General features: G+C 42.6%; 21 protein-coding genes. All 21 read right to left on the minus strand.

Annotated elements, in window-relative coordinates; translation table 11 throughout:
• Nucleotides 1-328: 328 nt before the first annotated feature.
• On the minus strand, nucleotides 329-754 hold the full coding sequence (locus tag L634_RS0129490; RefSeq protein WP_026585454.1) for a RicAFT regulatory complex protein RicA family protein: 426 nt from the start codon (nucleotides 752-754) through the stop codon (nucleotides 329-331).
• A gap of 2 nt (nucleotides 755-756) precedes the next feature.
• Nucleotides 757-2301 carry a tRNA (N6-isopentenyl adenosine(37)-C2)-methylthiotransferase MiaB gene (miaB, locus tag L634_RS0129495; RefSeq protein WP_026585455.1) on the minus strand — a complete coding sequence of 515 codons (1545 nt, stop codon included), beginning with the start codon at nucleotides 2299-2301 and terminating at the stop codon, nucleotides 757-759.
• Nucleotides 2302-2882: 581 nt separating this feature from the next.
• Nucleotides 2883-3749 (minus strand): 2-oxoacid:ferredoxin oxidoreductase subunit beta, encoded by an 867-nt coding sequence (locus L634_RS0129500; RefSeq protein ID WP_026585456.1) that lies wholly within the window; start codon nucleotides 3747-3749, stop codon nucleotides 2883-2885.
• Entirely contained in the window at nucleotides 3750-5486 is a 1737-nt protein-coding gene (locus L634_RS0129505) for a 2-oxoacid:acceptor oxidoreductase subunit alpha (RefSeq protein ID WP_026585457.1), read from the minus strand.
• A 300-nt stretch (nucleotides 5487-5786) separates the two neighbouring features.
• On the minus strand, nucleotides 5787-6710 hold the full coding sequence (locus L634_RS0129510; protein WP_026585458.1) for a dipeptidase: 924 nt from the start codon (nucleotides 6708-6710) through the stop codon (nucleotides 5787-5789).
• 305 nt (nucleotides 6711-7015) lie between these two features.
• Nucleotides 7016-7276, minus strand: coding sequence for a stage V sporulation protein SpoVS (spoVS, locus tag L634_RS0129515; protein ID WP_026585459.1), 261 nt, complete (start codon nucleotides 7274-7276; stop codon nucleotides 7016-7018).
• 598 nt (nucleotides 7277-7874) lie between these two features.
• Nucleotides 7875-8672: a TIGR00282 family metallophosphoesterase gene (locus L634_RS0129520; RefSeq protein ID WP_026585460.1), complete on the minus strand. Its 798-nt coding sequence runs from the start codon at nucleotides 8670-8672 to the stop codon at nucleotides 7875-7877.
• Between the two features lie 156 nt (nucleotides 8673-8828).
• Nucleotides 8829-10394 carry a ribonuclease Y gene (gene rny, locus L634_RS0129525; RefSeq protein ID WP_442852726.1) on the minus strand — a complete coding sequence of 522 codons (1566 nt, stop codon included), beginning with the start codon at nucleotides 10392-10394 and terminating at the stop codon, nucleotides 8829-8831.
• A gap of 744 nt (nucleotides 10395-11138) precedes the next feature.
• Nucleotides 11139-12179 carry a recombinase RecA gene (gene recA, locus L634_RS0129530; RefSeq protein ID WP_026585462.1) on the minus strand — a complete coding sequence of 347 codons (1041 nt, stop codon included), beginning with the start codon at nucleotides 12177-12179 and terminating at the stop codon, nucleotides 11139-11141.
• Between the two features lie 524 nt (nucleotides 12180-12703).
• A complete protein-coding gene (locus tag L634_RS0129535) occupies nucleotides 12704-13954 on the minus strand; it encodes a competence/damage-inducible protein A (protein ID WP_026585463.1) in 1251 nt (416 codons plus the stop codon).
• Between the two features lie 24 nt (nucleotides 13955-13978).
• Nucleotides 13979-14557, minus strand: coding sequence for a CDP-diacylglycerol--glycerol-3-phosphate 3-phosphatidyltransferase (gene pgsA / locus L634_RS0129540; RefSeq protein WP_026585464.1), 579 nt, complete (start codon nucleotides 14555-14557; stop codon nucleotides 13979-13981).
• Between the two features lie 77 nt (nucleotides 14558-14634).
• Nucleotides 14635-15549, minus strand: a complete 915-nt coding sequence (locus L634_RS0129545) for a helix-turn-helix domain-containing protein (protein ID WP_026585465.1) — start codon at nucleotides 15547-15549, stop codon at nucleotides 14635-14637.
• 21 nt (nucleotides 15550-15570) lie between these two features.
• Nucleotides 15571-16365 carry a YmfK family protein gene (locus L634_RS0129550; protein WP_034263502.1) on the minus strand — a complete coding sequence of 265 codons (795 nt, stop codon included), beginning with the start codon at nucleotides 16363-16365 and terminating at the stop codon, nucleotides 15571-15573.
• Nucleotides 16366-16608: 243 nt separating this feature from the next.
• The gene (locus L634_RS0129555) at nucleotides 16609-16866 is read right to left on the minus strand and encodes a DUF3243 domain-containing protein (protein ID WP_026585467.1); all 258 of its coding nucleotides are present in this window, start codon (nucleotides 16864-16866) and stop codon (nucleotides 16609-16611) included.
• Between the two features lie 150 nt (nucleotides 16867-17016).
• Nucleotides 17017-17739, minus strand: coding sequence for an elongation factor P 5-aminopentanone reductase (ymfI, locus tag L634_RS0129560; RefSeq protein WP_026585468.1), 723 nt, complete (start codon nucleotides 17737-17739; stop codon nucleotides 17017-17019).
• Nucleotides 17740-17810: 71 nt separating this feature from the next.
• Complete coding sequence (yfmH, locus tag L634_RS0129565) at nucleotides 17811-19100, minus strand: EF-P 5-aminopentanol modification-associated protein YfmH (RefSeq protein WP_026585469.1); 1290 nt, start codon at nucleotides 19098-19100, stop codon at nucleotides 17811-17813.
• Nucleotides 19100-20380 (minus strand): EF-P 5-aminopentanol modification-associated protein YfmF, encoded by a 1281-nt coding sequence (gene yfmF / locus L634_RS0129570; protein ID WP_026585470.1) that lies wholly within the window; start codon nucleotides 20378-20380, stop codon nucleotides 19100-19102. The genes yfmH and yfmF overlap by 1 nt, the downstream gene beginning before the upstream one ends.
• Nucleotides 20381-20882: 502 nt before the next feature.
• On the minus strand, nucleotides 20883-21833 hold the full coding sequence (locus tag L634_RS0129575) for an ABC transporter permease (RefSeq protein WP_442852727.1): 951 nt from the start codon (nucleotides 21831-21833) through the stop codon (nucleotides 20883-20885).
• Nucleotides 21834-21842: 9 nt separating this feature from the next.
• Nucleotides 21843-22889: an ABC transporter permease gene (locus tag L634_RS0129580; RefSeq protein WP_026585472.1), complete on the minus strand. Its 1047-nt coding sequence runs from the start codon at nucleotides 22887-22889 to the stop codon at nucleotides 21843-21845.
• Nucleotides 22882-24417: an ABC transporter ATP-binding protein gene (locus L634_RS0129585; RefSeq protein ID WP_026585473.1), complete on the minus strand. Its 1536-nt coding sequence runs from the start codon at nucleotides 24415-24417 to the stop codon at nucleotides 22882-22884. The genes L634_RS0129580 and L634_RS0129585 overlap by 8 nt, the downstream gene beginning before the upstream one ends.
• 349 nt (nucleotides 24418-24766) lie before the next feature.
• Nucleotides 24767-25873 (minus strand): BMP family lipoprotein, encoded by a 1107-nt coding sequence (locus tag L634_RS0129595; RefSeq protein WP_026585474.1) that lies wholly within the window; start codon nucleotides 25871-25873, stop codon nucleotides 24767-24769.
• Nucleotides 25874-25898: the final 25 nt, after the last annotated feature.

Consider the following 25898-nt stretch of genomic DNA (forward strand, 5'->3'; position numbering starts at 1 on the left):
CTTTATACATAAGAAAATCGTTCCTTTCTCGTATGGTGGGTTGTGGTGACTTAATTATACCAAAAAGGACGATTTTCTTCTTTTTTTGTCTTAGTATTAATGCTGATATTGATTCTTGCACCCTGTTGATTGGAGCGGAAGGGGCGAGACTCCTGCGGGAGAAGCGAGTCAGCGGGAGACCCCGCAGGTGCGAATGCACCGAGGAGGCTCCCGGACCGCCCGCGGAAAGCGAGTCCCTGGAGCGGAAATCAACAGGCCAATTTTATAGAAGAAAAAAGAGGGTGCCCGAAAGTTAGACTTTTGGGACACCCTCTTCCGGTTTCAATTATCAGTGAGAGCAGCTGCTGTTTTTAATTTTTGAGCCTGTTTCTCCGCTTAGAAGATTTCCGCCTGTAGAGGTGATAACCTCGTCTGTCACAGTGTTGGAAATGGTGTTTGCTACAATTTGCAGCAGTTCATTTACCTCTACCTGTGACTGCTTGAATTCCTGGACTACTGGAATTTCATCCAGTTCTTTTTCAAGAGCAGCAATTTTATCTTCTGTTTTCTTCAGCGCTTCTGCCTTGCCGTAATGCTGAAGGTTTACTGCCTGCTTTTGCAAACCTTTGATCGTAGAAATGGTTGCACTTACCTTTTCGTTTCCATTAATTTGCGCTTCTGCACGCTTGAAGAAATCAACTTCTTCTGTTTCTGCAATCATGCGTGCCAATTCTTTCGCTCGTTCTACAATCTCGTCTTTTGTGTACTTAGCCATTATTACTTCACCTCAACCGCGTCTAGTTCTTCAACCATTTCTCCGTTTAGGGACCATGTCTTTGCATCGGTTACTTTTACTTTAACAATTTTGCCGATGGCTGTTTTTGGCCCTTTAAAGTTAACCAGTTTGTTCTTTCTTGTATAGCCGGCAAGAATATCCGGATTGTTCTTGCTTTCCCCTTCCACAAGAACTTCAACAATCTGGCCCTGATATTTCTTCATCGCTTCGGCTGAAAGCTCATTCACAACAGCATTCAGTCGCTGAAGACGCTCTTTCTTTACTTCCATTGGCACATTATCAACCATTTTGGCAGCTGGTGTGCCTTCACGTGGAGAGTAAATAAACGTGTAGGCTGACTCGAAACCTACCTCACGATACAAGGATAGTGTTTCTTCAAATTGTTCTTCTGTTTCATTCGGATATCCGACAATAATATCAGTAGTAAAAGTTGCTTCAGGAATAGCAGCTTTGATTTTGCGCACAAGCTCCAAATATTGCTCTCTTGTATATTTTCGTGCCATGATTTTCAATACATCTGTTGAACCTGATTGGACCGGCAGATGGATATGCTCAACAAGGTTTCCTCCTTTTGCCAGCACCTCAATCAGATGATCATCAAAGTCACGCGGATGGCTTGTTGTAAAGCGGATACGCGGAATGTCGATTTTGCGGATTTCATCCATTAAATCGCCAAGGCCGTATTTCATATCCTCAAAATCTTTGCCGTATGCATTTACGTTTTGGCCAAGAAGGGTAATTTCCTGATAACCCTGTGCAGCTAAATGACGCACTTCCTGAATGATGTCCTCAGGACGGCGGCTTCGTTCTTTGCCTCGAGTATATGGCACAATGCAATACGTACAGAACTTATCGCAGCCATACATAATATTTACCCATGCTTTAATATTGCCGCGGCGCACTTTTGGAAGATTCTCAATTACATCCCCTTCTTTTGACCATACCTCAATGACCATTTCTTTGGACATATAAGCTTCATGAAGAATATTAGGCAGGCGGTGGATGTTGTGAGTTCCGAAAATCATGTCAACCTGGTTATATGTTTTAAGAATCTTGTTTACAACAGATTCTTCCTGGGACATACACCCGCAGACACCAAGAAGCAAATCAGGGTTCTCCTTTTTCAAGTGCTTCAAATGGCCAAGCTCGCCAAATACTTTATTTTCAGCATTTTCGCGGATGGCACAAGTGTTAAGCAGGATCACATTAGCATCTTCTACTGAATCTGTCGGTTCATATCCAAGGCCAAGGAAAATACCTGCCATAACTTCTGTATCATGCTCATTCATCTGGCAGCCGTATGTTCTGATATAGAACTTGCGGCCTTGCCCCATGCCATGGAATTCTTCCGGGATATTAAAGTCTTTGTGGTATTTAACTTCTTCTTTCCCGCGCTTCTTCGCTTCCTTTAAGGAAGGAGCAGTGTAAACCGTTTCAAAGTACTTGCTGTAATCCTTTTCGGATTTTTTGTCCGAAGGATTTGCTGCTTGCACTTGCTGAGCTTCTAAACGTTGTTTTTCGTTCATTTTTATCCCCTTTCTCTTTCTTTGAGTAAGCATCTATCATTTTTAACTCAATTTTTCGCTATCATAAGGAATGTGCATTACTGAAAATTATATATATGCACATTATTATAGTATAAGGGTTCCGACGAGTGAAAACAATAGAAAACCTTATCCTGCCACACATCAGGCAGCTATTACATCTATGTACAACAAGGGATACTTTTAATCCGGCAGAGATATTAATAATAAAATAATTTTAATCTTTTGTGAGTGATTAGTGTCACATTTATATCATTTGGCAGCAGAAAGTTGCTAGAGAGCCATTTTATCACTAGTTTTCTCATCATCAGCTCTTTCCTAGAGCCCAATCTGTTTTTCGGGAATGGTATTCGCTAGTTTTGATGTGCTATTCCCCAATTTAACGATCCTATTCCCCATTTTGGTGCGCTATACACTAGTTTCAGGAACCTATTTCTCATTTCGGATATTCATTCCCCATTTATAGATCCAGTTTCTTAAGTTCACAATATTTTACAGTAATAATCGATCTCATAAACCACCTCATAAAAAAGAAGCCCGGGAATCCCGGACTTCTATTTTTATTACATAAATTCTGCTGCAAGTTTATCAAAATGAGCTTGATCAAGTTTAAGATCAGCTTTTGAGAGTGGAGTTTCAGAGTATCCTGAAAGCAGCTCCTGATAGGATTTGCGCTCAGTGTCCTGATAGATTAAGCCTGTTACTAGGCCGTCGTGCTTCATAAGCGTCTGCATTGCCATTTCTCTGTTAGAGTGGTCATAGCCTTCAACATCACTTAATTTAGTCAGGTTTTCTTTAAACCAGTCATATGTGTTTACCTTATTGTAAGTAACACAAGGGCTGAATACGTTAATTAAAGAAAAGCCATCATGCTTGATACCAGCTTCAATTAACGCTGTCAAATCTTTCAGGTCAGTTGAGAAGCTCTGCGCTACGAAAGTTGCACCAGCTGTCAATGCCATTTCCATTGGGGAAATAGCCTGCTCAATGGAGCCTTGAGGAGTTGACTTCGTTTTGAAACCTGCCGCTGAACGCGGTGAAGTTTGCCCTTTTGTTAAACCGTAAATTTGGTTATCCATAACGATATAAGTAATGTTTACATTACGGCGGATCGCATGAATCGTATGGCCCATACCGATTGCGAAACCATCCCCGTCACCGCCTGAAGCGATAACAGTAAGATCGCGGTTTGCCATTTTCACACCCTGGGCAATCGGCAATGAACGTCCATGGATACCGTGGAAACCGTATGAATTGATGTAGCCGGAAATACGTCCGGAACACCCGATACCAGAAACAACCGCTAAGTTTTCTGGCTCTAAACCAACATTCGCTGCCGCACGCTGAATCGCCGCTTGCACGGAGAAGTCCCCACAGCCTGGGCACCAGTTTGGTTTTACATTATTTCTAAAATCTTTAAATGTGGCCATTTAGAACAACTCCTTGCATTTTGTGTGAACTTCATGTGGCAAGAATGGATTTCCGTCGTACTTTAATAGCTTATGAATTTTCTCTGCATGTCCGACGTTCATCTTCATGATATTTGCTAATTGACCTGTAGCATTGTTTTCAACTACAGCAATTTTCTTAGCAGACTTTACAAGCGGCAATAATTCATCAGCAGGGAAAGGATGAATCAAGCGAACTTGAGCATGGTTAACTTTAACGCCATCTTTCTCCAGCCGGCCCATTGCTTCCTCAATTGCGCCGCGTGTAGAGTTGAATCCTACGATTAACAAGTCTGCTTCTTCATGAGGAGCATTCTTGTGGATTGGTGTATCGAATTTAATGTTTTCAATCTTGCGGAAACGCTTATCCATTTGAGTGTTGCGGTTAATTGCTGATTCTGAAGGTTTTCCAGTTTCATCATGCTCAACACCAGTAACATGGTGGATACCGTTCTTCATGCCAGGGATTACACGAGGAGAAACGCCATCTTCTGTAACCTCATAGCGCTTGAAGTAGCCTTTGTTTTCAAGTTCAGGAAGCTCTTCAGTAACTAGCTTTCCGCGGCGGATTTCCACTTTGCTGAAATCAAGCGGCTCCACTGTTTGTTTTCCAAGAGAAAGCTGCAAGTCTGATAGGACAATGACAGGGCACTGATATTCTTCAGCAAGGTTGAATGCTTCTGCAGTATCATAGAATGCTTCCTGTACTGTACTTGGAGCGAGGACGATTTTTGGAATCTCGCCGTGAGTTCCATAAATCATAGCCATTAAGTCTGACTGTTCCTGTTTGGTAGGCAGACCAGTAGATGGGCCTCCACGCTGAGTATCAACGATTACAAGCGGTGTTTCAGTGATGCCTGATAGACCGATTGCTTCCATTTTGAGAGAAAGACCAGGTCCTGCAGATGCTGTCAGAGCACGCACCCCACCATAGTTGGCGCCAATCGCCATTGTAACGGCCGCGATTTCATCTTCTGTCTGGATCACCGATCCGCCAAGCGCTGGAAGCTTTTTGATCAGGTATTCCATGATTTCAGATGCAGGCGTAATTGGGTAGGCCGCCATGAATCGGCATCCTCCTGCAAGTGCGCCAAGAGCTATTGCATCGTTTCCGATCATGAATAAACGCTTCAAGCCATCCGCTTTTTCAAGCTCCATTAATTCAACGTCATCACTTAGCTTTTCTTTCATGAAATCAAAGCCAGCCTTGATTGCTTCCATATTTTTGTCCACAACCTGCTGTCCTTTGCGTCCAAAAATCTCTTGAACAACTTCTTCAAATACTTTAATATCTAGATTTAGCACTGCACATGTTGCACCAACGGCAACCATGTTTTTCATTAGGGATGTTCCCAGATCTGTTGCAATCTCAGTGAATGGAACCGCATACAAACCTGCATTCGTATCTTCTGGCTGTTTAGGATCGAACTTTGCGTCCGCAATGATGATCCCTTTATCATGTAGTTCTTTGTAGTTCAAATCAATTGTTTCCTGGTCAAAAGCTACCAAAATATCTAAATCGTCGGAAATTGAGCGGATTTGTGACGTGCTTACGCGAATCTTATTATTCGTGTGCCCGCCCTTAATGCGTGATGAAAAGTGGCGGTAACCGTAAAGGTAGTAGCCTAAACGATTTAATGCAATGGAAAAAATCTCCCCGGTACTTTCAATACCTTCCCCTTGCTGTCCTCCAACTTTCCATGAAAGTTGATTGATCATGTCTTACACCCCTTTAGATACGTTAAGAAATTATGTAAAAACGTTTCATTAAAATAAGTGTAGTACTTGTCCAGTCAATCCGATGGTTTTACTCTGACTTTGAGGTTATTTTTTGGAAGATGGATGGGTACTAAACGCTTTCAATTCTAGACCTATGTGTCTAAAAAAGCAACCCTTTCTGACTATTTATTGGCTAAAAGATGAATATTTTTTTATTTTTAGAAAAATGATAAATAGATTGTCATATCTAGGATTTGACGCAACTGTCGCAACTTTTGTTATACCAATTTCTTAATATTATCACCTTGGAAACCTGTTATAAAAATTTCCAAATAAAAACTTCTCAGTCTGTATATCAGTATAGTATTTTGTGAGTTCATTCAACAGATAATCGTATTTTCTTGCACTCTCCAACCCTACCACTCTTCCATCTGTGCCATCAAAATCCGAACCAAAGCCGACATGGTCCTCCCCGCCGAGTGAACACACATGTTCAAGGTGCCTTAAAACATCTGTAACAGTTGCAGTCGTTTTCCCTGATAGAAATTCGGTTACAAAAGTGATTCCCATTACACTATCCCTTTCAATCAGCGCTTTAATCTGTTCGTTAGACAAATTGCGGGGGTGCGGGCACAAGGAATAGCAATTCGAATGAGAGGCAAAAGGATAGTCGCCCCATTCCATGACATCCCAAAAGCCCCGCTCTGACAGATGGGATATATCACACCATGCTTTTGCATGATTTAGCACTGAGACTACCTGCTTGCCAAAGGAAGAAAGCCCGGCTCCCCTCTCTTCAAGTACTCCGTCTGCCGCACAGTTTCCATAGTTCCAGGTCAATCCAACTGAAGATACACCCAGCCTAAGAAGAGTTTTTAATTTAAGAAGATCGCAGCCAATTGCATCACATCCCTCCAATGTAAGCATTGCACCAATCTCCTCATCTTTAAGCCGGTCAATATCCTTGCGGCTGGAAATCAGCTTTAATTTGGGGCAGGGTTTCAGCACTTTTTCATAAAACAAGTCGACCATATACAGTGCTGCATTGAATTTCATTTCAGGATGCACAGATTCCGGCACATATATCGCAAAACACTGGACCTTTAATTGGGATGCTTCTAAACCAGCAAGATTCACTTGGAGCTTGCCTGAATCCTTAAAATCGATCTTTTTATCCATAAACATTTTATAAAGGACATCACAATGCGCATCAAAAATTCTCATAAGCTCTCCCCCATTTTCTCACCATAGACTTATCTTATTAAAAAAAGAACCTGTTTGCCTAACACCGCAAACAGGTTTTATTATTTTTGCTGAATTTATCCCGCCTAATGAACAGTCAGGATCCGCTCATCAAGTAACCGGGATCAACATAGTAACTCTTGCAGGGGAACAATTGCCCGTAAAGTCCCGATTATTGCAGCTGCCCATCAGTTGGGATGGAAAACCATACCTGCTGATGGAATTTTCACCTTTTTCCAGCACTATCTTATGCATATGACAATTGATGAGTCCTAATTCCGCGTTTTTTATCTTGGTTCCACAATCAGTTTAATCGCTGTCCGTTCCTCACCATCAATCAGAATGTCCGTAAATGCAGGGATACAAATTAAATCCACTCCGCTAGGCGCTACGAATCCTCTTGCGATCGCTACTGCCTTAACAGCCTGGTTCAATGCACCCGCACCAATGGCCTGGATTTCTGCACTTCCTCTTTCACGAAGAACTCCAGCAAGCGCACCAGCTACAGAATTAGGATTAGATTTTGCTGAAACTTTTAATATTTCCATTCCTAGCTCCTCCTCGTTTTACCCCTCCTGGATGCCTTGCTCAAAGCGCTGGCTGCCCTCCTATAGGCTTTATAGCCTGCTTATAAGGGCTTACCCTTTCATCTTTCTTTCCGGGCTTACACAAGACTGCTTTGATGGAATTCAGCATCAGGTATATATATCATTCCATTGCTACTATATTCAGTATTGAAAACACATATTCCGGCTTGGACAAAAAAAGCAAAGATTCTTTCTCATTTTTATATTTTTTGACCTATCTGATATCACTTTCAAAATGAATACCTGCCTTAAATTTATGCTTGGATTAGGCTGGTTTTCCTGCCTATAAACGTAAAACCTGTACCACTTATGCCACTTGTAAATTTTATGACCCACTTGCCGACGTAACACTTTATTAAAGTGATCCAGCCGCTTTTGGCCTTATTTTCACAGCTTCCCCTTTCTGATCGGACGCAAAAAAACTGCATTCGAACATTTTTCGAATGCAGTCAATGTCTTAAGAAAAGGCTCTTTTCTCATAAATTGTTGTTTTTGCTTATTAATTCTGCCCGTTGATTAAGTTTAGTTAGCTGCCCAAAAAGCAACAAACGAAAATAGCCTATGAATAAAACGGATGATCGTCATTTATTAATATCCGGTCAATCTTTTTTGCCAATCCTGTTTTTTGGTTCAGTTCTATAATCGCAGCGCTCAGCTGAGTCCTTCCTTCCTTTGGGACTTCAAAGCGAACCGGCAATCCGGATATAAATCTTTTGAGCACAGCCTCTTTTTCAACTCCCAATATGCCATCATAAGGGCCTGTCATACCTACATCCGACATGAAGGCTGTTCCGCCAGGCAAGATCCGGTTATCTGCTGTCTGAACATGTGTGTGTGTACCAATTACGGCAGAAACCTGGCCATCCAAGTACCAGCCCATCGCCTGCTTCTCACTGGTTGCTTCCGCATGGAAATCAACAAATATATACGGAGTGCGCTCCCGTGCTTCTTTTATTAATTCATCCGCCTTTTGGAAAGGGCAATCACTTGGATTCATAAACGTTCTGCCCTGAAGGCTGATGACTGCTACTTCTTCAGCATTATATTTTAAATAGACAATGCCTTTCCCCGGATTATTTGCCGGAAAGTTGGCCGGCCTCACCATATACTTAGCGCGGTCAATAAATTCAAAAATCTCCTTGTTATCCCATGTATGGTTTCCGAGTGTTACGGCTTGGGCCCCCGCTTCCAGGAATCCTCGATAAATCTTTTCAGTAATGCCTTTTCCGCCAGCTGCATTTTCCCCATTAATAATGGTTATTTGCGGACGGTATTTTTCTTTAAGTTTTGGAACATATTCACGGACCATATCGCGTCCCTGCGAACCTACTACGTCTCCGACAAACAAAATATTCATATCATTTCCCTTTCTGTTACCTGGTAATACAAAAATTGTATGTATAAAGGCACACTCCTTGCATACCCTATCACTTTTTATAAGTGTAACACAGATTCTGTCTGCTTTATTCAACATGCCCTGTAAAAAGAAATAAAGCGATGCTTGTGCATCGCTTTATTTTGCATATTCAACAGCCCTTGTTTCACGGATAACCGTGACTTTAATATGGCCTGGATAATCAAGCTCTTCTTCAATCTTCTTGCGGATATCCCTTGCCAAACGATGAGCTTCAAGATCATCAATTTGCTCAGGTTTAACCATGATTCGTATTTCGCGTCCCGCTTGGATGGCAAATGATTTTTCAACGCCCTCATAAGATTCGGAAATCTCTTCAAGCTTTTCAAGGCGGCGAATATAGTTTTCAAGTGTCTCTCTTCTTGCTCCTGGTCTTGCTGCCGATAAAGCATCAGCTGCAGCGACAAGCACGGCTATGATCGATGTAGGCTCTGTGTCGCCATGGTGGGAAGCGATACTGTTGATGACAACAGGATGCTCCTTATACTTAGTGGCAAGTTCCACACCGATCTCGACATGGCTTCCTTCCACTTCATGGTCAATCGCTTTACCGATATCATGAAGCAATCCAGCACGCCGGGCCAATGTTTCGTCCTGTCCCAGCTCCGCAGCCAGCAAGCCCGAAAGCTGAGCCACTTCCATTGAATGCTTTAACACATTCTGGCCATAGCTTGTACGGAATTTTAAACGGCCAAGAATTTTGATTAAATCTGGATGCAGGCCGTGAACCCCAACCTCGAAAGTCGTTTGTTCACCGATTTCACGGATGTGTTCATCCACTTCACGGCGGGCTTTATCAACCATTTCCTCAATCCGTGCCGGATGGATGCGTCCGTCCTGAACCAGTTTGTCTAAAGCCAAGCGGGCTGTCTCTCGGCGTATCGGATCAAAACCGGATAAAATAACCGCTTCCGGTGTATCATCGATTATGAGATCAATACCGGTTAGAGTTTCAAGAGTTCTGATATTACGGCCCTCACGGCCAATAATGCGTCCTTTCATCTCATCATTTGGCAGGTTGACAACTGAAACCGTAGTTTCTGCAACATGGTCAGCTGCACATCTTTGGATAGCCAGCGACAAGATTTCTTTCGCTTTCTTATCTGCGTCCTCTTTCGCTCTAGTCTCGCTCTCTTTTACCATAACAGCGACATCGTGAGCCACTTCCTGCTCCGTGCGCTCTAAAATGATGGACTTTGCCTCTTCACGAGTTAAGCCTGAGATGCGTTCCAGCTCAGCTTGTTGTTCTTTAACCATCTCGTCCACTTTGCTTTCCATCTCTTCAATATGCTGTTGTCTTTTGCTAAGAGAATCGTCCCTCTTTTCTAAAAGTGCTTCACGTTTATCTAACGTTTCATCTTTGCGATCAAGGTTCTCTTCTTTTTGCATTAAACGATTTTCTTGTTTTTGCAGTTCATTTCTTCGATCACGAATTTCACTTTCCGCATCTGTGCGAAGCCTGTGAATTTCATCCTTCGCTTCAAGCAGGGCTTCTTTCTTAGTAGCCTCCGCCTCTCGCTTTGCGTCTTCCAAAATCTGCTCAGCAGCATCTTTAGCTCCTGCGATTTTAGCTTCTGCAATGGATTTGCGAACAAAATAGCCAACAAAAGCACCGACGATTAGGCCAAGCAAAATGGAGATGATTGCTGTCAAAAGATCCATCATTTCACCTCCTCTTGCTATGAACTTGTTTGTGTTACGTTTTTTAAAGTGTCGGCATGTACATTGTCCAATTCAATATACAGCACTAAGGCTTTTAAACGTTTCAATCTAAAAAAAACACTGGGCACCCTTATCGGCGGCAAACATAAAATTGCCGCTCCCGTCCTGGGAGCGATTAGCTTATGAACTCAGCCGATGGAGCCTGAGCCAGACAAAGGTCTAACTCGGAAAATAATTCCTTACATATAAAAATGTAAAATATACATGTTTAATTGTAAAGCTGTGGAATTTTATTGTCAAGGGGTTGTCCCAGGGGCTTTTCTTAATATTTCGATTGATTTGAACTCTTCTGAATTATACCTGCTTCTCAAGTTCAAGCTCTAATGGATCCTAAATATTTTTTGGGTACTGTTAACCCGGGGTGTTCATTTCCGCTCCGGGCACTCGCTTTCCGCTGGCTGGCGGTCCGGGAGCTCCTCGGCGCGCCGCGCCTGTGGGACCTCGCTTTGATTCGGACTCCCAAAGGAATTTGACCAGCCTCGAATAAACATCCCGCGAAGGAAATGCGAGAGCATTTGGATCTTGTGCCTTCCGCTTCAATCAATACGTGCTAAATAGTTAATGATCACAGCTATGTTAGATCATTCAAGTAAAAGTCCTTTTAGAGTATAGATCCAGATACATCAACATAATCCACTGCACATCTACAAAAAAAGCAAAGCCATCCTCGGCTTTGCTTTCTTTGGATTAATCGATTAGCTCAAATTCTTCCTGCTCTTCGTCTCCGCTGATTACTTTTTCCTCATCAAGGCCATAATGCTCACGGATTTGCTTTTGGATAACAAGGCGGATATCAGGGTTTTCCTTCAGGAATACCTTGGCATTTTCACGGCCCTGTCCTAGGCGCTCTTCGTTGAATGAATACCATGAACCGCTCTTTTGGACAATATCCAGTTCAGAGCCAAGGTCAATGATTTCACCTTCTTTGGAAATACCTTCTCCATACATAATATCCACTTCTGCTACACGGAATGGAGGAGCTACTTTGTTTTTGACAACTTTAATCTTTGTCTTGTTTCCGACCATTTCATTGCCCTGCTTTAACGTTTCAGCACGGCGAACTTCAAGACGGACAGAAGAATAGAATTTTAAAGCGCGGCCGCCTGGAGTTGTTTCTGGGTTTCCGAACATTACGCCGACTTTTTCACGGATCTGGTTAATGAAAATTGCAATTGTTTTGGACTTATTGATCGCACCTGAAAGTTTGCGAAGTGCCTGGGACATTAAGCGGGCCTGCAAACCTACGTGTGAGTCACCCATTTCACCTTCAATTTCAGCCTTTGGCACAAGGGCTGCAACAGAGTCAATTACTAGAATATCAATTGCCCCGCTTCGCACAAGCGCTTCTGCAATTTCAAGAGCCTGCTCGCCTGTATCCGGCTGAGAAAGAAGAAGCTCATCAATATTAACACCTAGTTTTTGTGCATAAACAGGGTCAAGAGCATGTTCAGCATCAATGAATGCTGCTTGTCCGCCGCCTGCCTGTACTTCTGCAATCGCATGAAGAGCTACGGTTGTTTTACCTGAACTTTCAGGTCCATAGATCTCAATAATACGGCCTCTTGGATAGCCGCCTACCCCTAGAGCTGCATCAAGAGCAAGGGATCCGCTTGGAACAGTAGAAACTTTGCGGTCCGTTTGTTCACCGAGTTTCATGATAGAACCTTTACCAAATTGCTTTTCTATTTGCTTTAACGCCATTTCAAGAGCTGCTTGACGATCACTCACTAATAGTTCCTCCTTTATATAGACGAATCTGCCTTTTGCTTAGATCCGTTTGTCTCATCTCATAACATATCTCTACTATAAACCTTTTTCTAGCATTTGTCGAGCAAAAAGTCGAACATCCATTCGATTTTTTTACAGCCTTATTTCGGGCGGAAAATGGCAAAACCTGCTGGCGAAAATCGAATTTTGGCCAGCAAAAGAAAGTTAAATATCGCATTTCCCTTCGAATTCTGTGTATTTTTTTGCCTCAAAGACTGTTGTTTTACTTATAAATTTTGCCCGTTGATTTCAGCACGGGGCACTCAAGCTGTCTTCAGAGAGAAATGATAGCCTCATCGGCAATACCTCTAAAGGAAGGGTCTCCATACTCCAGCGGGAATTGGATCTGCTTCCTCGTATACACCCCCTCGCAAAAAGAATGCGAAATACGTTAAGCAGAATCGCTCGCAACTGCTCCAAACAGAAAATTGTCAAGACAAAATAATTAACTCCTTTAACACTATAAAAAAAATCAGAACACCTTTTCAGGCACTCTGATCCTCTTTCAATGCTTTTATAAGAAAGTGGCAGCCGTATTTTACCGTACGGATTCTATTGGCCGCTCTTGAGCCGCCCATATTCAGCTTCTCCGTCCGGGCCGGCCTCCCTTTTATCCAAATACCTATATATACTGTTCCGACGGGTTTTCCTTCAAGTTCATCAGGCCCGGCAACCCCTGTAAAGCTGATGCCGATGTCTGCATTTGTCAGACTGGCAACACTTTCTGCAAGTTCTTCTGCGCATTGGGTACTGACAACCCCATGATTCTCAATGGTTTCTTTGCGCACTTTCAGAACGTTTGACTTCACTTCGTTTGTATAGCAGACAACTCCGCCCTTAAGATGTCCACCAGCTCCAGGAATCGATGTGAATTCCTGCTGGAACATACCTCCCGTTAAACTTTCCGCAGCCGAAATAGTCATATTCTTTTCCTTAAGCAGCTTCGTAAGTTCGTACATTAGGGAAGTGTCATCATACCCATAGAAAAATTCGCCGACCCGTTCCATAATTTTCGCTTCAGCCTCATCAATCAGCACCATCGCCATTTCAGCCTGGCTGTGCTTGGCTGTTAATCTAAGTGTAACTTCCCCATCAGATGCAAGCGGTGCAATGGTCGGATTGCTTTGTGCATCGATTATATCCTCAATTTCTGTTTCCAGCATCGCTTCTCCTATGCCAAAAAAGCGCAATACACGGGAAATGATCACATCATCTGTTTCAAGCTTGGATTGAATGGCAGGAAAAGCATGTTTAAGGAACATCGGCTCCATTTCTTTTGGCGGTCCTGGCAGAAGCATATAAACATGCTTTCCTGAGTCGGAGATCATACCCGGTGCCATACCATGCTCATTGGGAAGAACCTGGGCATCTTCAAGTACCAATGCCTGCTTTTTATTGTTTTCGGTCATTTCCCTGCTGGTCCGCGCAAAATACAGCTGAATGGACTCAAGAGCCTGTTCATCCATGACAAGTTTTTTGCCAATGTGGCGGGCAATCGTTTCTTTTGTCAAATCATCCTTTGTCGGACCTAGCCCGCCTGTAAAAATGATTAAATTGGAGCGTCCTTCTGCAATTTTTATCACTGACTTTAACCTTTCGGGGTTATCGCCAACTACAGTATGATAAAACACATTAATGCCCAGTTCAGCAAGCTGCTGGGAAAGAAAGCGGGCATTTGTATTGACAATTTGCCCAAGCAAAAGCTCGGACCCGACAGCAATAATTTCTGCGTTCATTCAACTCCCCCCCTTTTTACCTGATTATTTTGAATTAATAAAGGCTTGTTTGTTTTTTGCGAAGTAGTCCCATCCGGACCAGATTGTAAAGAACATAGCCACCCAAAGAGCGATTATATCAAACGGGATCCCAGCCATTTCAAAAATAATATTATGCAGAAGCAATGCAGAAATAGCTACAATCTGTGCCCATGTCTTGATTTTGCCCAGCTGATTTGCGGCGACAACTTCTCCTTCCCCCGCCAGGACAAGCCTTAAACCTGTCACAGCAAATTCACGGCTAATAATGATAATGACGATCCAAGAAGGAGCAAGCCCCAATTCAACAAGAACAATCAGTGCAGCAGAAACAAGAAGCTTGTCCGCAAGCGGGTCAAGGAATTTCCCCAGATTTGTAACAAGATTATATTTGCGTGCATAGTAGCCATCAACCCAATCGGTAACGGATGCAACGATGAATATCAGCGCTCCAACCAGATGGGTAACCGGAAGTATAGTCCCTAGCAGAGCCACTTCCCCCCATGAAAAAGGAACAAGCATCACAAGTAAGAAAATGGGTATCAGCATGATACGTGAAACAGTAATTTTATTTGGCAGATTCATGATTACCTCCATGTATTGAAACCTTATAAGGTTAATTTTTTACATTAAAAGCGAAAATAGTCATCTAATTAAGATGACTATTCGGTCTTCGGCGCATACCTAATGGTTATATCCTGCCGGACTGATTGAGAAGGAGGCACCTGGTACTCTATTTTTTCGCCGTTTACGTAAATTTCGGTTTGTGCTGAATTCCCCACTACAATGGAGGCTTCAGTCTCTTTTGAAAAATCGGCTTTTTGGCTCTTGGTGCCTGCCGTATCCAGCATTCCCTGAAAGAATGAATGTCCTTTGCCATTCTGGATACTTACCCATGTTTGACCGGTTGATACTATTTCAAGCTCAAACTTGTCCGCATTTTTCAATTCATAAACCGTATTTTTGCCGCTTGATTCCACAACTGAAATTTCCTGCTTCGCTTCTTTCTCTTCAGCATTTCCATCAGCGGAATCATTTTCATCAGAAGATTCTTCCTGATCACCGGCTGACTCTTCCTTGCCATCTTCCTCTGCACCTTGCTCTTTAGCGAGATCCTCTGACTCTTCAATGACTGTTTGCCCGTCTGTCCGATCTGCAGGCTTTTCGGCATCTTCCGTCTGTTCTTTACCCCCAAGGAAATTATAGAGGACTGCAATAGTGCCGACAATAAAAATGCCAATCAGAATCTTCGGCAGTATATCAAATACCTTTGAAGTCCGGCCTGAAAGATCTTTTCTTGATTGAACACGAGATAGTTTCTCTGGTATATCATCGTTTAGGGCTGCAGGAATATCATTTTTGTATTGCTCAAAAATCTCTTCTGGTTCAATCCCCACTGCCTCAGCATATTGTTTGATAAATGCCCTGATATAAAACTTGCCGGGCATCATGCTATAGTCGCCCTCTTCTATTCCCATTAAGTAGCGCTTTTGTATTTTAGTAACCTTCTGCAGGTCATCGAGGCTCATGTCTTTAGCCAGACGCGCTTCTTTTAAACGATTACCTAGTTCTGTCAATTTGCAACACCTTCCAACTTACTAAAAATCAAAGCCTCCAAATTCGGATTCAGAGAACATGTTGTTCTTTTCCACTATGTCATATTTAATCTCTTCATCAGGATCGTGGCGGAGCTCAATTATATAATCGAAATCATTAAGGGAGTATTCTGTATTTTGCACAAAAATATCCGGATGCTCTACTACCTTTACTGCTGGAAGGCGCATAATTTCACGGACCAGCTGCCAATGACGCTCATTTGCTCGTCTGGTTGAGACAATTCCGTCTATTATGAACAAGTTATTTTCATTATATTCATCTTCAATCAGCTGGTTGCGGATCGTCTGCTTTAAGAGAGTGGATGAAACAAATAGCCAGCGCTTATTCGCACAAACACTTGAAGCTACAATGGATTCTGTCTTGCCAACCCTTGGCATTCCCCTAATACCTATTAGCTTGTGCCCTTCCTGTTTAAATAATTCGGCCATAAAATCGACCAGCAGCCCTAGCTCGTCTCTGACAAACCGGAAAGTCTTTTTATCATCAGCATCCCTTTGGATATATCTTCCATGACGCACAGCAAGACGGTCTCTGAGCTTTGGCTCACGAAGCTTGATCACTTTAATCGTATCCATTGTCTTGAGGATTGACTTTAGGCGTTCAATTTGTTCATGGTCCTTAGCCAGAATCAGCAATCCTCTTCGCCCTTCATCTACACCATTAATTGTCACAATATTAATTGAAAGCATCCCCAACAGGGAAGAAATGTCACCAAGCAAACCGGGACGGTTCTTTTGAATTTCATATTCTAAATACCATTCTGTTTTTTCCTCCACCAGAAAACCTCCTCCGGCATAAATGCGCCGTATGCGCTTTTTTATATTAAAAGATTACGAACAAAAACATCTATTATGTAAAATTTAAATAAGCATATCCCTAATTTTTCATCTAGATTCTATAATATATGATTTTTTATCAATATGAAAGGAAAAACCCGTCTGGTTTGGAAGGAATTCTTTCTGAGGAGAAACGAAAAAGAGAGGCAAATCCTCTCTTTTCGTGGTGAGCTATTTAAATTCTTATTGAGTGCCGTCGTTTTGAACGAGCTTGACCATCATATTCGCAATGGCATGCTGTTCCTCGGGGCTTGCTACAGACCAAAGATCAGCAAGAATTCTTTCCTGGTCATTCTTCGGCTGCACTTGCTTGGCTAAATAATCGCCGATTTGATAAGCAAGGTCATTTACAGTGTCCTTATTCATTCCTTGCTGCTGACCCTGCTGAAGACGATCTCCAAGGAAGTCTTTCCACTGCTGCCAGTTATCTAGTACAGACATAATTTTTGCCTCCTTTAAATGTTGTACAATTATATTGTGCTTAGGGGCTAAATAAAATATGCATGTACAAATATCCTTAAGACAAAAAATATGTGACACTTCCTTGAACAATAGCACCAAGCACCTATATATGTATAAGTGCCTTGTACCCTATGTGTACCATCCCCCATTAACGGCGAGGACCTGGCCCGTAATATAGGCGGCTTTGTCTGATAACAGAAAAGAAACGGAGTTGGCGATGTCATCAGGCAGAGCAAGCCTGCCCATTGGGATTTCACATTTGACTGCTTCAAGTTCTTCTTCCGTGAAATCATTGAGCATGGCAGTCTGAACCGCTCCAGGGGCAACCGCATTGACTCTTATGCCATTCAGGGCCACTTCTTTGCCCAAAGCTTTTACAAAGGCGATTTGGGCGCCTTTGGCTGTTGAATAAGCCACTTCGCATGCAGCGCCCGTCTGGCCCCAAATGGATGATATGACCACAATATTTCCGCAGCCCTTCGAGAGGAGCTTGGGGAGGAGCTCTTTTGTCAGCAGAAGAGGCGCCGTTACATGAAGATTCATCAGTGTTTCTGTTTCATTTTCCGTAAGTTCCGTAAGCAGGCCATATTGGGGTGACCCGCTATTATGGACGATGGCGTCAAGCGAAAAGATATGTTCCGCAACTTTTTTATAGCCCTCTTTTTCAGCTAAGTTTGCCTGTATCGGCATGTATTCGCCGCCAAACTCCACCAGACTCTCCAGAAGCTTATCAACCGCCTGCCGGTTCTGATTGTAATGCAGATATAACGAATAGCCTTCCTCTGCCAGCTTAAGGCTAATTGCTTGGCCTATTCCTCCGCTGGCTCCTGTTACTAAAGCAAATTTCTTCATTCCACACACTCCGTCACTTATGCTGCCAATAAAAAGCAAAGCGCCAAAATCGGCGCTCTGCTGCAGCATAACTATTTCTTAGGCACAACCTGGCAAACTGTAAAACGGTCTTCGCTTATTAAATTCCCGGCTGCGTTTTCCACATCATCAAGTGTAATGCTTTCAAGTGTAGGGACTACATCAAATAAGTCCATTTCATTAAAAGCATATCTTGTAAATTGGTTGGCAATATATTCAGGTGAATTAACAGAGCGAAGAAATGCACCAATTTTTTTCTTTTTTGTCCGGTCCAGCGTTTCCTGGGAGATAGCCCCTTTTTCTTTGGCCTCCAAGAGCATGTTTTGCAGAACTTCCGCCAGGCGGTCTGGATCATTTGTATCTCCGCCCACCATAGCAAAGCCAAAGCCTTGCTCCTGGGTATAATCATAAGAGAAGGTATCATCAATCAAACCTTCATTATAAAGGGAGCTATAATGGTCGGAGCTTTTGCCAAACAGGATATCCAGCAAAACATTAACACTTAGCTCATTCTTCAGCATTTCCCTGCCTGTTTGATTTACGTTTTTGCTTTTGACTCCAACAAGGCATTTGGAGGTCTGGACATTCATCTCCAGAATTTTCTTTTTCTCAGCCGCTTCCATTGGCTCTTCATCAAACTGGCGTTTTATCTCAGGCTGTTCCTTGTATTCCTTCTTGTTCTGGTTGTCCTTCACCAATTTCATGGTTTGCTCCGGATCAACCGGGCCGACTATGAACAAGAGCATGTTGCTTGGATGATAGAAGGTTTCATAGCATTCGTACAGCATATCCTTTGTGATATGCGAAATCGATTCAATCGTGCCCGCAATGTCGATTTTCACCGGGTGGTTCTTATACATATTTTCAATTAAGCCAAAATATAAGCGCCAATCCGGATTATCATCATACATGGTGATTTCCTGGCCAATGATCCCCTTTTCTTTCTCAACCGTCTTTTCTGTAAAGTAAGGCTCCTGGACAAAATCGAGCAAGGTATCAAGATTCTGTTCCACATTCGATGTACTGGAGAATAAGTATGCTGTTCTCGTAAATGAGGTAAAGGCATTGGCGGATGCACCTTGCTTGCTGAACTGCTGAAACACATCCCCATCTTCCTTTTCAAAAAGCTTATGCTCCAAAAAGTGCGCGATGCCATCAGGAACCTTGACAAATTCCTCTTTTCCCGGCGGCAAGAAATGGTTATCAATTGAACCATATTTCGTTGTAAAAGTGGCATAGGTCTTGTTGAATCCTTTTTTCGGCAGAATATATACATCCAGCCCATTGCCCAGCTTTTCATAGTACATTTCTTCCTGCAGCTGATCAAAAGTGATTTTTTCCATTACTTGCCCGCCTCCTTTCCTGTTAGGAAATACACTGTATCTAAGCTGACCTTTTTGGCAACTTCAGCAATTTCTTCACTCGTCACTTTATCCATTTCTTCCATCCAAGTTTGAAGGGTTATGTCTTTTCCGGATACGACATTATGATATAATACTTCAACAATTCCCCGGGCAGTATCGACAGTTTCAAGGAGCTGATTTTTAATAACGGCTTTGGTCTGTTCAATTTCTTGTTCAGTAAAATCACCGTTTTTCATTGCTTCCAGCTGTTCTTTAATTATCGTCACAGCCTGGTCATAATTTTTATTATCAATCCCGGACATAACCATCATTAAGCCTTTATGGCTTTCAAGCCGGCTAGCTACATAATACGCCAGGCTTGCTTTTTCACGGACATTCAAGAACAGCTTGGAATGTGAAAACCCTCCGAAAATCCCGTTAAAAACCTGCAGGGCATAGTAATCAGAATCACCGTACACCACATTCGTACGATAGCCAATATTTAATTTCCCTTGTTTAACATCCTGCTCTTCTCTGACCTCGTTTACACCATCTTTGCTATTTCCTGATATAGAAGCGGATGACTGAGGGGTCCTTTCATCAAATGATAAAAGTTCACCCGCATAGGATTCTGCATCGGCTTCATTCACATCGCCTATTATATACAAATCGAGTTCATCCTGTGAAAGTGCATGCTGATAATATTGATACAAACGTTCAGGGGTGATCTGATCAACATCTTCTTTGCTTCCATGAACATGCAATTCATAAGGCTCTCCCTTGCACATTTCCTGTACCAGCCTGAAATTGGAATAGCGCATTTTATCATCATAGACAGATTGAATTCGCTGTTTGAGAGTTCTTTTTTCCTTCTCTACCGTTTCTTTATCAAAAGCATTTCCCTGCACATTTGGCCTGGTTAAGATGTCAGATAAAAATTGAAATGCCTTTTTCAAAAGGGGCGTATTGTCAGAAAGAAATTTCTCATTTGCAATTTCAACCGAAATCGTAATGACATGGTATTCCCCTTTCTTGGCAAGGTCCACAAACAGGGTTGCGCCATACAACTCATCTAGATAAGAACGAAGCTTGCCAGTAGTCGGGTAAGCTTGGCTGTTGCTTTGCAGGACATGCGGCAAAAGCGATCTGAGCGTTACTGTTTCCTTATTAAGCGGAGCTTTCATTTTCCAGACTAAAGTATTGGTTTTATATTTTTCTGTTTTTACAACATGCAGATTATAGCCGTTCATTGCTTTTACCGATTCAGAAATTATATCCATTTGGTTTCCTCCTGTCGATATATTGAAAAGTCCATAGCTGTCAATACTACTGCGGTGAAAGTACGTCCTAATCACTATGTAAACATTTTGGTGCTAATTTCTATAATCTCCTTTGTTTTAAATCATATTCTTACTATAACTTGCCCTATTTCATTATTTCAAGTTATTGGTTATACTGGAAGCCTTATATTTAGGAAGTACACAAAAAAAACCCCATTCGAAAGGGATTTCCCCCTCCATTTATAAAGGCTGTTCGTAAAGTTTGTTGCTTTTTTACGGCCAACCAAGGTTTCCAACTGAATTGATTGCAGCGAAGGCACTTGATCCTCGAAAATGCATTCGCATTTTCCTGCGGCGAGGTGTTTATTCAGGGATGCTTTTCCAACGTCCTGGAGCGGAAATCAACAGGCAAGTTTAACAGAGCCTATTAATAAAAATAACAATTTATGAGAAAGAGCTTCATAAAAAAGCCCCATTTCCAAAGAAATGAGGCCCTTTTAGTTTATCGTTTTCCTTTAATATACGGAGTACCTGAAGCCTTTGGAGCATCGGCACGTCCAATGAATCCTGTTAACGCAAGGATGGTCAGTACATACGGCGCAATAAGAAGATACACATTTGGAATGTTCTCAAGGAATGGCAGACTTGAACCGATGATGCTTAAGCTCTGCGCAAATCCGAAGAATAATGCGGCCCCCATAACTCCAAGCGGATGCCATTTACCGAAAATCAATGCCGCCAGCGCCATAAAACCTTGTCCGCTGATTGTAGCATGCCCGAAATCTGAAGAGATGGATTGTGCATATACTCCCCCTCCAATTCCTGCAAGTGCACCGGAAATAAGAACACCGATATATCGCATTCTTGTAACATTGATCCCCATTGTATCCGCAGCCATTGGGTGTTCACCCACCGCACGCAATCTAAGGCCGAATGGAGTCTTAAACATTACAAACCAGGCAATGAATGCAACTGCAAGCGCTACAAACGATGTATAATACGTGTTTGAGAATAAAAGCTTACCGATAACCGGAATATCGCTTAAATACGGAATATCAATTTTGCTGAAACCTTTTTGAATAATATCTGTCTGGCCTTTTCCATAAATGAACTTAACCAGGAATAGGGCAGCTCCAATTGCAAGGAGGTTAATGGCAACCCCTGATACTACCTGGTCTGCTCTGAATGTAATGGACGCAACCGCGTGCAAGATGGACAGCAGTGCCCCTACAGCCATCGCAGCAAGAAGGGCAATCCAAGGCGTCCAGCTTCCAAGTACATCTACAAATGTAAGGTTAAAAACAATAGCGGTGAAAGCTCCAATAACCATCAAGCCTTCCAAACCGATATTAACTACACCAGAGCTTTCCGAAAAGTTTCCGCCCAATCCAGTGAAAATAAGCGGAGCTGCCCAAAGTAATGTTGAAGGGATGACAATTAATAAAATTTCCATTAAGCCCACTTACTTCACCCCCTTTTTGCTGATACGGTCAATAAAGATGCGAATCATGTAGCTCGCAGCTACGAAGAAAACGATAAGAGCAATAATTATATCAACCAATTCGTTCGGAACTCCTGCTTCAAGAGGCATATTCAATGCCCCGACTTTTAAGCTTCCAAACAGCAATGCTGCAAAAATGATGCCAATTGGCCCATTTCCGCCAAGAAGCGCAACGGCGATCCCGTCAAATCCAACCCCCGTGAATCCGCCTTTAATTGCTGCGTAACCAAATGTCCCCAGCCCTTCCATAGCTCCTGCAAGTCCTGCAAAGGCGCCTGAAATAACCATAGAAAGTATGATGTTTTGGCTTACGTTCATCCCTGCATATTCGGAAGCATGCTGGTTGAAGCCAACTGCACGCAATTCGTATCCCTTTGAAGTTTTTTCTAATAGGAACCACATCAAAAATACACAAGCTAAGGCAACTAATATTCCCCAGTGGAGACGTGAGTAATCCGTTAATCCCTCAAGAAAAGGTGAACGCAAAGATGATGAGTCTGCAATCATTTCTGTACGGTCGCTCTTTTCTGAAAGAACTGTACGGATAATGTAGTTCGTTACATGCAACGCAACATAGTTCATCATGATGGTAACGATTACCTCATGGACCTTGAACTTCGCTTTCAGCAAGCCAGGGATAAATGCCCAAAAAGCACCTGCTGCGGCCGCTGCCAGGACTGCAAGCGGGAGATGAATAGCCTTTGGAAGATCAAAAGCAACACCAACCCAAACGGCTGCTAGCCACCCTACGATCAGCTGTCCTTCAACCCCAATGTTAAATAGTCCTGTCCGGAATGCAAATGCAACAGCCAGCCCGGCTAAAATATATGGAGTAACCTGCCTTATCACTTCACCAGTATAGTAGATTTCACCAAATGCACCGTTCCAAAGGGCAGTAAATGCTGATCCAGCATTATACCCTGTTGCAATCATGATGATGGTACCGACGAGTACGCCGAGCAGAACGGCAACTAGAGGTACGAGTATATTTTTCATGCGATTAGACATGGTTTTCGCCTCCCGCTTCCTTCCGTTTAGAACCGGCCATCAATAAACCTAATTCTTGTTCAGTTGTTTCTTTCGGATTCACTACTGCTACAATTTCACCCTCATAAATAACTGCAATTCTATCGCTGACATTCATAATTTCATCCAATTCGAATGAAATAAGCAGAACAGCTTTCCCATTGTCACGCTGTTCAATCAGGCGCTTATGAATATATTCAATAGCCCCGACATCCAACCCTCGTGTCGGCTGAGCGGCAATGAGCAAATCTGGGTCACGGTCAATTTCACGTCCGATGATTGCTTTTTGCTGGTTACCGCCAGACAGCGCTCTCGCTAGCGTATATTCGCTGGGTGTTCTCACATCAAATTCCTTGATTAGCGTCTTAGCTTTTCTGTAGATTTCTTTAAAATTCAGGACGCCGCTCTTTGAGAAAGGAGATTTGTAATAGGTTTGAAGAACCATATTTTCCCCAATCGGAAAATCAAGGACAAGCCCATGCTTATGGCGGTCCTGAGGAATATGGCCTACTCCGGATTCCGTAACTTTTCGCGGAACCAAATTCATGATTTCTTTGCCGTTCAACTTGATTGAACCGCTTTCAGACTTTCTCAGCCCTGTAATAGCTTCGATTAATTCCGTCTGTCCGTTGCCGTCAACACCAGCGATGCCAACAATCTCTCCTGCTCTTACTTGCAGGCTTAAGTTATTAATGACACCGAGTCCGCGGGAGTCTTTTACTTTTAAACCCTTGATATCCAATACATTCTGCTGCGGTTTGGATTCCGTTTTATCAGTTTTAAATGTAACTTCCCTGCCTACCATTAAGCTCGCAAGCTCATTTGGATTAGTCTCGCTGACATTGACTGTCCCGATCCCGACACCTTTGCGGATAACCGTTACCCGGTCACACACTTCCATAATTTCTTTCAATTTATGAGTGATAAGGATTATGGACTTCCCTTCTTTAATAAGGGTTTTCATTATCTGGATAAGTTCCTTAATTTCCTGGGGTGTCAGAACAGCTGTAGGCTCATCGAAAATTAGAATCTCTGCTCCTCGGTATAAGGTCTTGAGAATCTCTACCCTCTGCTGCATACCTACAGAAATATCTGAAATTTTTGCCTGTGGATCTACAGCAAGGCCGTATCTCTCTGAAATCTCTCTAACTTCATTTTCGGCCTTTTTAATATCTATTTTTCCGCCTTTAGTTGTTTCTTTTCCTAGAATGATATTTTCTGTGACAGTAAAGCGGTCTACTAGCATAAAATGCTGATGGACCATCCCGATGCCTAAATCGTTTGCCACATTTGGATCTGTAATGCGCACCGGTTTGCCTTTCACCTTTATTTCACCCTTTTCCGGCTGGTATAAGCCAAAAAGGACATTCATAAGTGTTGATTTGCCCGCACCGTTTTCTCCAAGCAATGCATGGATTTCACCTGGTTTCAGCTGAAGCGTGATATTGTCATTTGCTACAATCCCAGGGAACTCTTTGCGAATGTTGAGCATTTCAATAACATAATCCATTTGTTTCACTCCTTGCTCAAAATAAAAAGGAAATCATTAGTAGTAAGAGGTCAGACCTTGGAAATTCTTAGAAAAACCTGGCTGACAGCCAAGCTTATCTATTTAACAAAGAATATATTAGAAATCATGACTAAAGCATTAAAACTCTAAGTGAAAAGCAGAAACCGTTCTGCATTTCAATTAAACTTTTAACCTCTAAAAAAGGAATAAGAGGCCGCAGTGCAACCTGCTTATTCCTTCCAAAGTATATAAGAATGCAATATCGCTTCCTGCAGCGACATTGTGTCTAGCTCCAGGCACCATCTGCTCGAGGCCTTAAACCGATAAGCAGGCGCTTTCCGCTTTTCTATTATTCAGCTGAGAATGAAGCTAACTCATCTTTAGTAGATGGAACAGTTAATTCACCGTTCTTGATCTTTTCTTGCCATTCTTTAACAGCAGCTTCGATGTCTGCTTTAGTGGATACTTCATCGTTGATTGGAGCAAGGCCTACTCCATCTTCAGCCAAGCCGTAAGTAGTTGTTTCTCCGCCAGGGAAATTGCCTTCTTTTGCTTTTGTAGAAAGGTCCTTAACAGCATTGTCAACGCGCTTAAGAGCAGAAGTGATGATGACATTATGCTCTTTTCCGTCGATTTCAACTACACCTTCAGCAGTCTGATCGGAATCAACACCAATTGCCCAGATTTCTCTTGATGGGTCTTTCTTCTTAAGGTCACGAGCTTCTTTGAATAGGCCGTTACCAGTTCCGCCAGCAGCGTGGAAGATCACGTCAACGCCAGAAGAGTACATTTTGGAAGCAATTGTTTGTCCAAGTTCAGCTTTATCAAATGCACCAGCGTATTGAACTTCAACTTTAATATCAGGATTTACCGCTTGAACACCAGCAAGGAATCCAGATTCAAAACGCTCAATAACCGGGATTTCCATACCGCCGATGAAACCGATTTTATTGGCTTTAGTAGCTTTTGCTGCAGCAACACCTGCAAGGAATGCTGCTTCTTGTTCTTTGAACATGATGCTTGCTACGTTTGGCTGATCAACAACAGCATCCACGATACCAAAGTGAGAATCCTTTTGCTGCTGGGCAATTTCATCAATTGCACCTTCCATCAAGAATCCGATACCGAATACCAGATCGAAATCTTGGCGTGCTAGAGTATTAAGGTTAGTTGAGTAGTCAGCGTCAGACTGTGATTGCAAGTAGTCAAATCCGCCCTTCCCTTTTTCAAGTCCATTTTCTTCACCAAATGCCTGTAAACCTTCCCAGGCAGATTGGTTAAATGATTTATCATCTACACCGCCTACATCAGTTACCATTGCTACAGAGAATGCTTTTTCTTTTTCGTCTTCGCCAGCTGCTCCTCCGCCATTTTCTTCACTTTTGCCGCAAGCACCTAAAAGTGTTCCAGCTGCAAGTACTAATGATAGCGCCAATCCAAATTTACGCTTTTTCAAGGTTGGTACCCCCTAAGAAATTGTT

Origin of the sequence: Bacillus sp. J33 (assembly GCF_000518885.1) — a bacterium.
GTDB lineage: Bacteria > Bacillota > Bacilli > Bacillales > Cytobacillaceae > Cytobacillus.

Bases quoted from the DNA above. Each gene is read 5' to 3' on its own strand.
- L634_RS0129520 (WP_026585460.1), bottom strand. From the start codon at position 8,672: ATGAATATTTTGTTTGTCGGAGACGTAGTAGGTTCGCAGGGACGCGAT.
- yfmH (WP_026585469.1), bottom strand. From the start codon at position 19,100: ATGGAAAAAATCACTTTTGATCAGCTGCAGGAAGAAATGTACTATGAA.
- ymfI (WP_026585468.1), bottom strand. From the start codon at position 17,739: ATGAAGAAATTTGCTTTAGTAACAGGAGCCAGCGGAGGAATAGGCCAA.
- yfmF (WP_026585470.1), bottom strand. From the start codon at position 20,380: ATGGATATAATTTCTGAATCGGTAAAAGCAATGAACGGCTATAATCTG.
- L634_RS0129535 (WP_026585463.1), bottom strand. From the start codon at position 13,954: ATGAACGCAGAAATTATTGCTGTCGGGTCCGAGCTTTTGCTTGGGCAA.
- miaB (WP_026585455.1), bottom strand. From the start codon at position 2,301: ATGAACGAAAAACAACGTTTAGAAGCTCAGCAAGTGCAAGCAGCAAAT.
- pgsA (WP_026585464.1), bottom strand. From the start codon at position 14,557: ATGAATCTGCCAAATAAAATTACTGTTTCACGTATCATGCTGATACCC.
- rny (WP_442852726.1), bottom strand. From the start codon at position 10,394: ATGATGGATCTTTTGACAGCAATCATCTCCATTTTGCTTGGCCTAATC.
- L634_RS0129510 (WP_026585458.1), bottom strand. From the start codon at position 6,710: ATGAGAATTTTTGATGCGCATTGTGATGTCCTTTATAAAATGTTTATG.
- L634_RS0129585 (WP_026585473.1), bottom strand. From the start codon at position 24,417: ATGGATTATGTTATTGAAATGCTCAACATTCGCAAAGAGTTCCCTGGG.
- L634_RS0129575 (WP_442852727.1), bottom strand. From the start codon at position 21,833: ATGGAAATTTTATTAATTGTCATCCCTTCAACATTACTTTGGGCAGCT.
- L634_RS0129555 (WP_026585467.1), bottom strand. From the start codon at position 16,866: ATGTCTGTACTAGATAACTGGCAGCAGTGGAAAGACTTCCTTGGAGAT.
- L634_RS0129580 (WP_026585472.1), bottom strand. From the start codon at position 22,889: ATGTCTAATCGCATGAAAAATATACTCGTACCTCTAGTTGCCGTTCTG.
- L634_RS0129490 (WP_026585454.1), bottom strand. From the start codon at position 754: ATGGCTAAGTACACAAAAGACGAGATTGTAGAACGAGCGAAAGAATTG.
- L634_RS0129500 (WP_026585456.1), bottom strand. From the start codon at position 3,749: ATGGCCACATTTAAAGATTTTAGAAATAATGTAAAACCAAACTGGTGC.
- spoVS (WP_026585459.1), bottom strand. From the start codon at position 7,276: ATGGAAATATTAAAAGTTTCAGCAAAATCTAATCCTAATTCTGTAGCT.
- L634_RS0129505 (WP_026585457.1), bottom strand. From the start codon at position 5,486: ATGATCAATCAACTTTCATGGAAAGTTGGAGGACAGCAAGGGGAAGGT.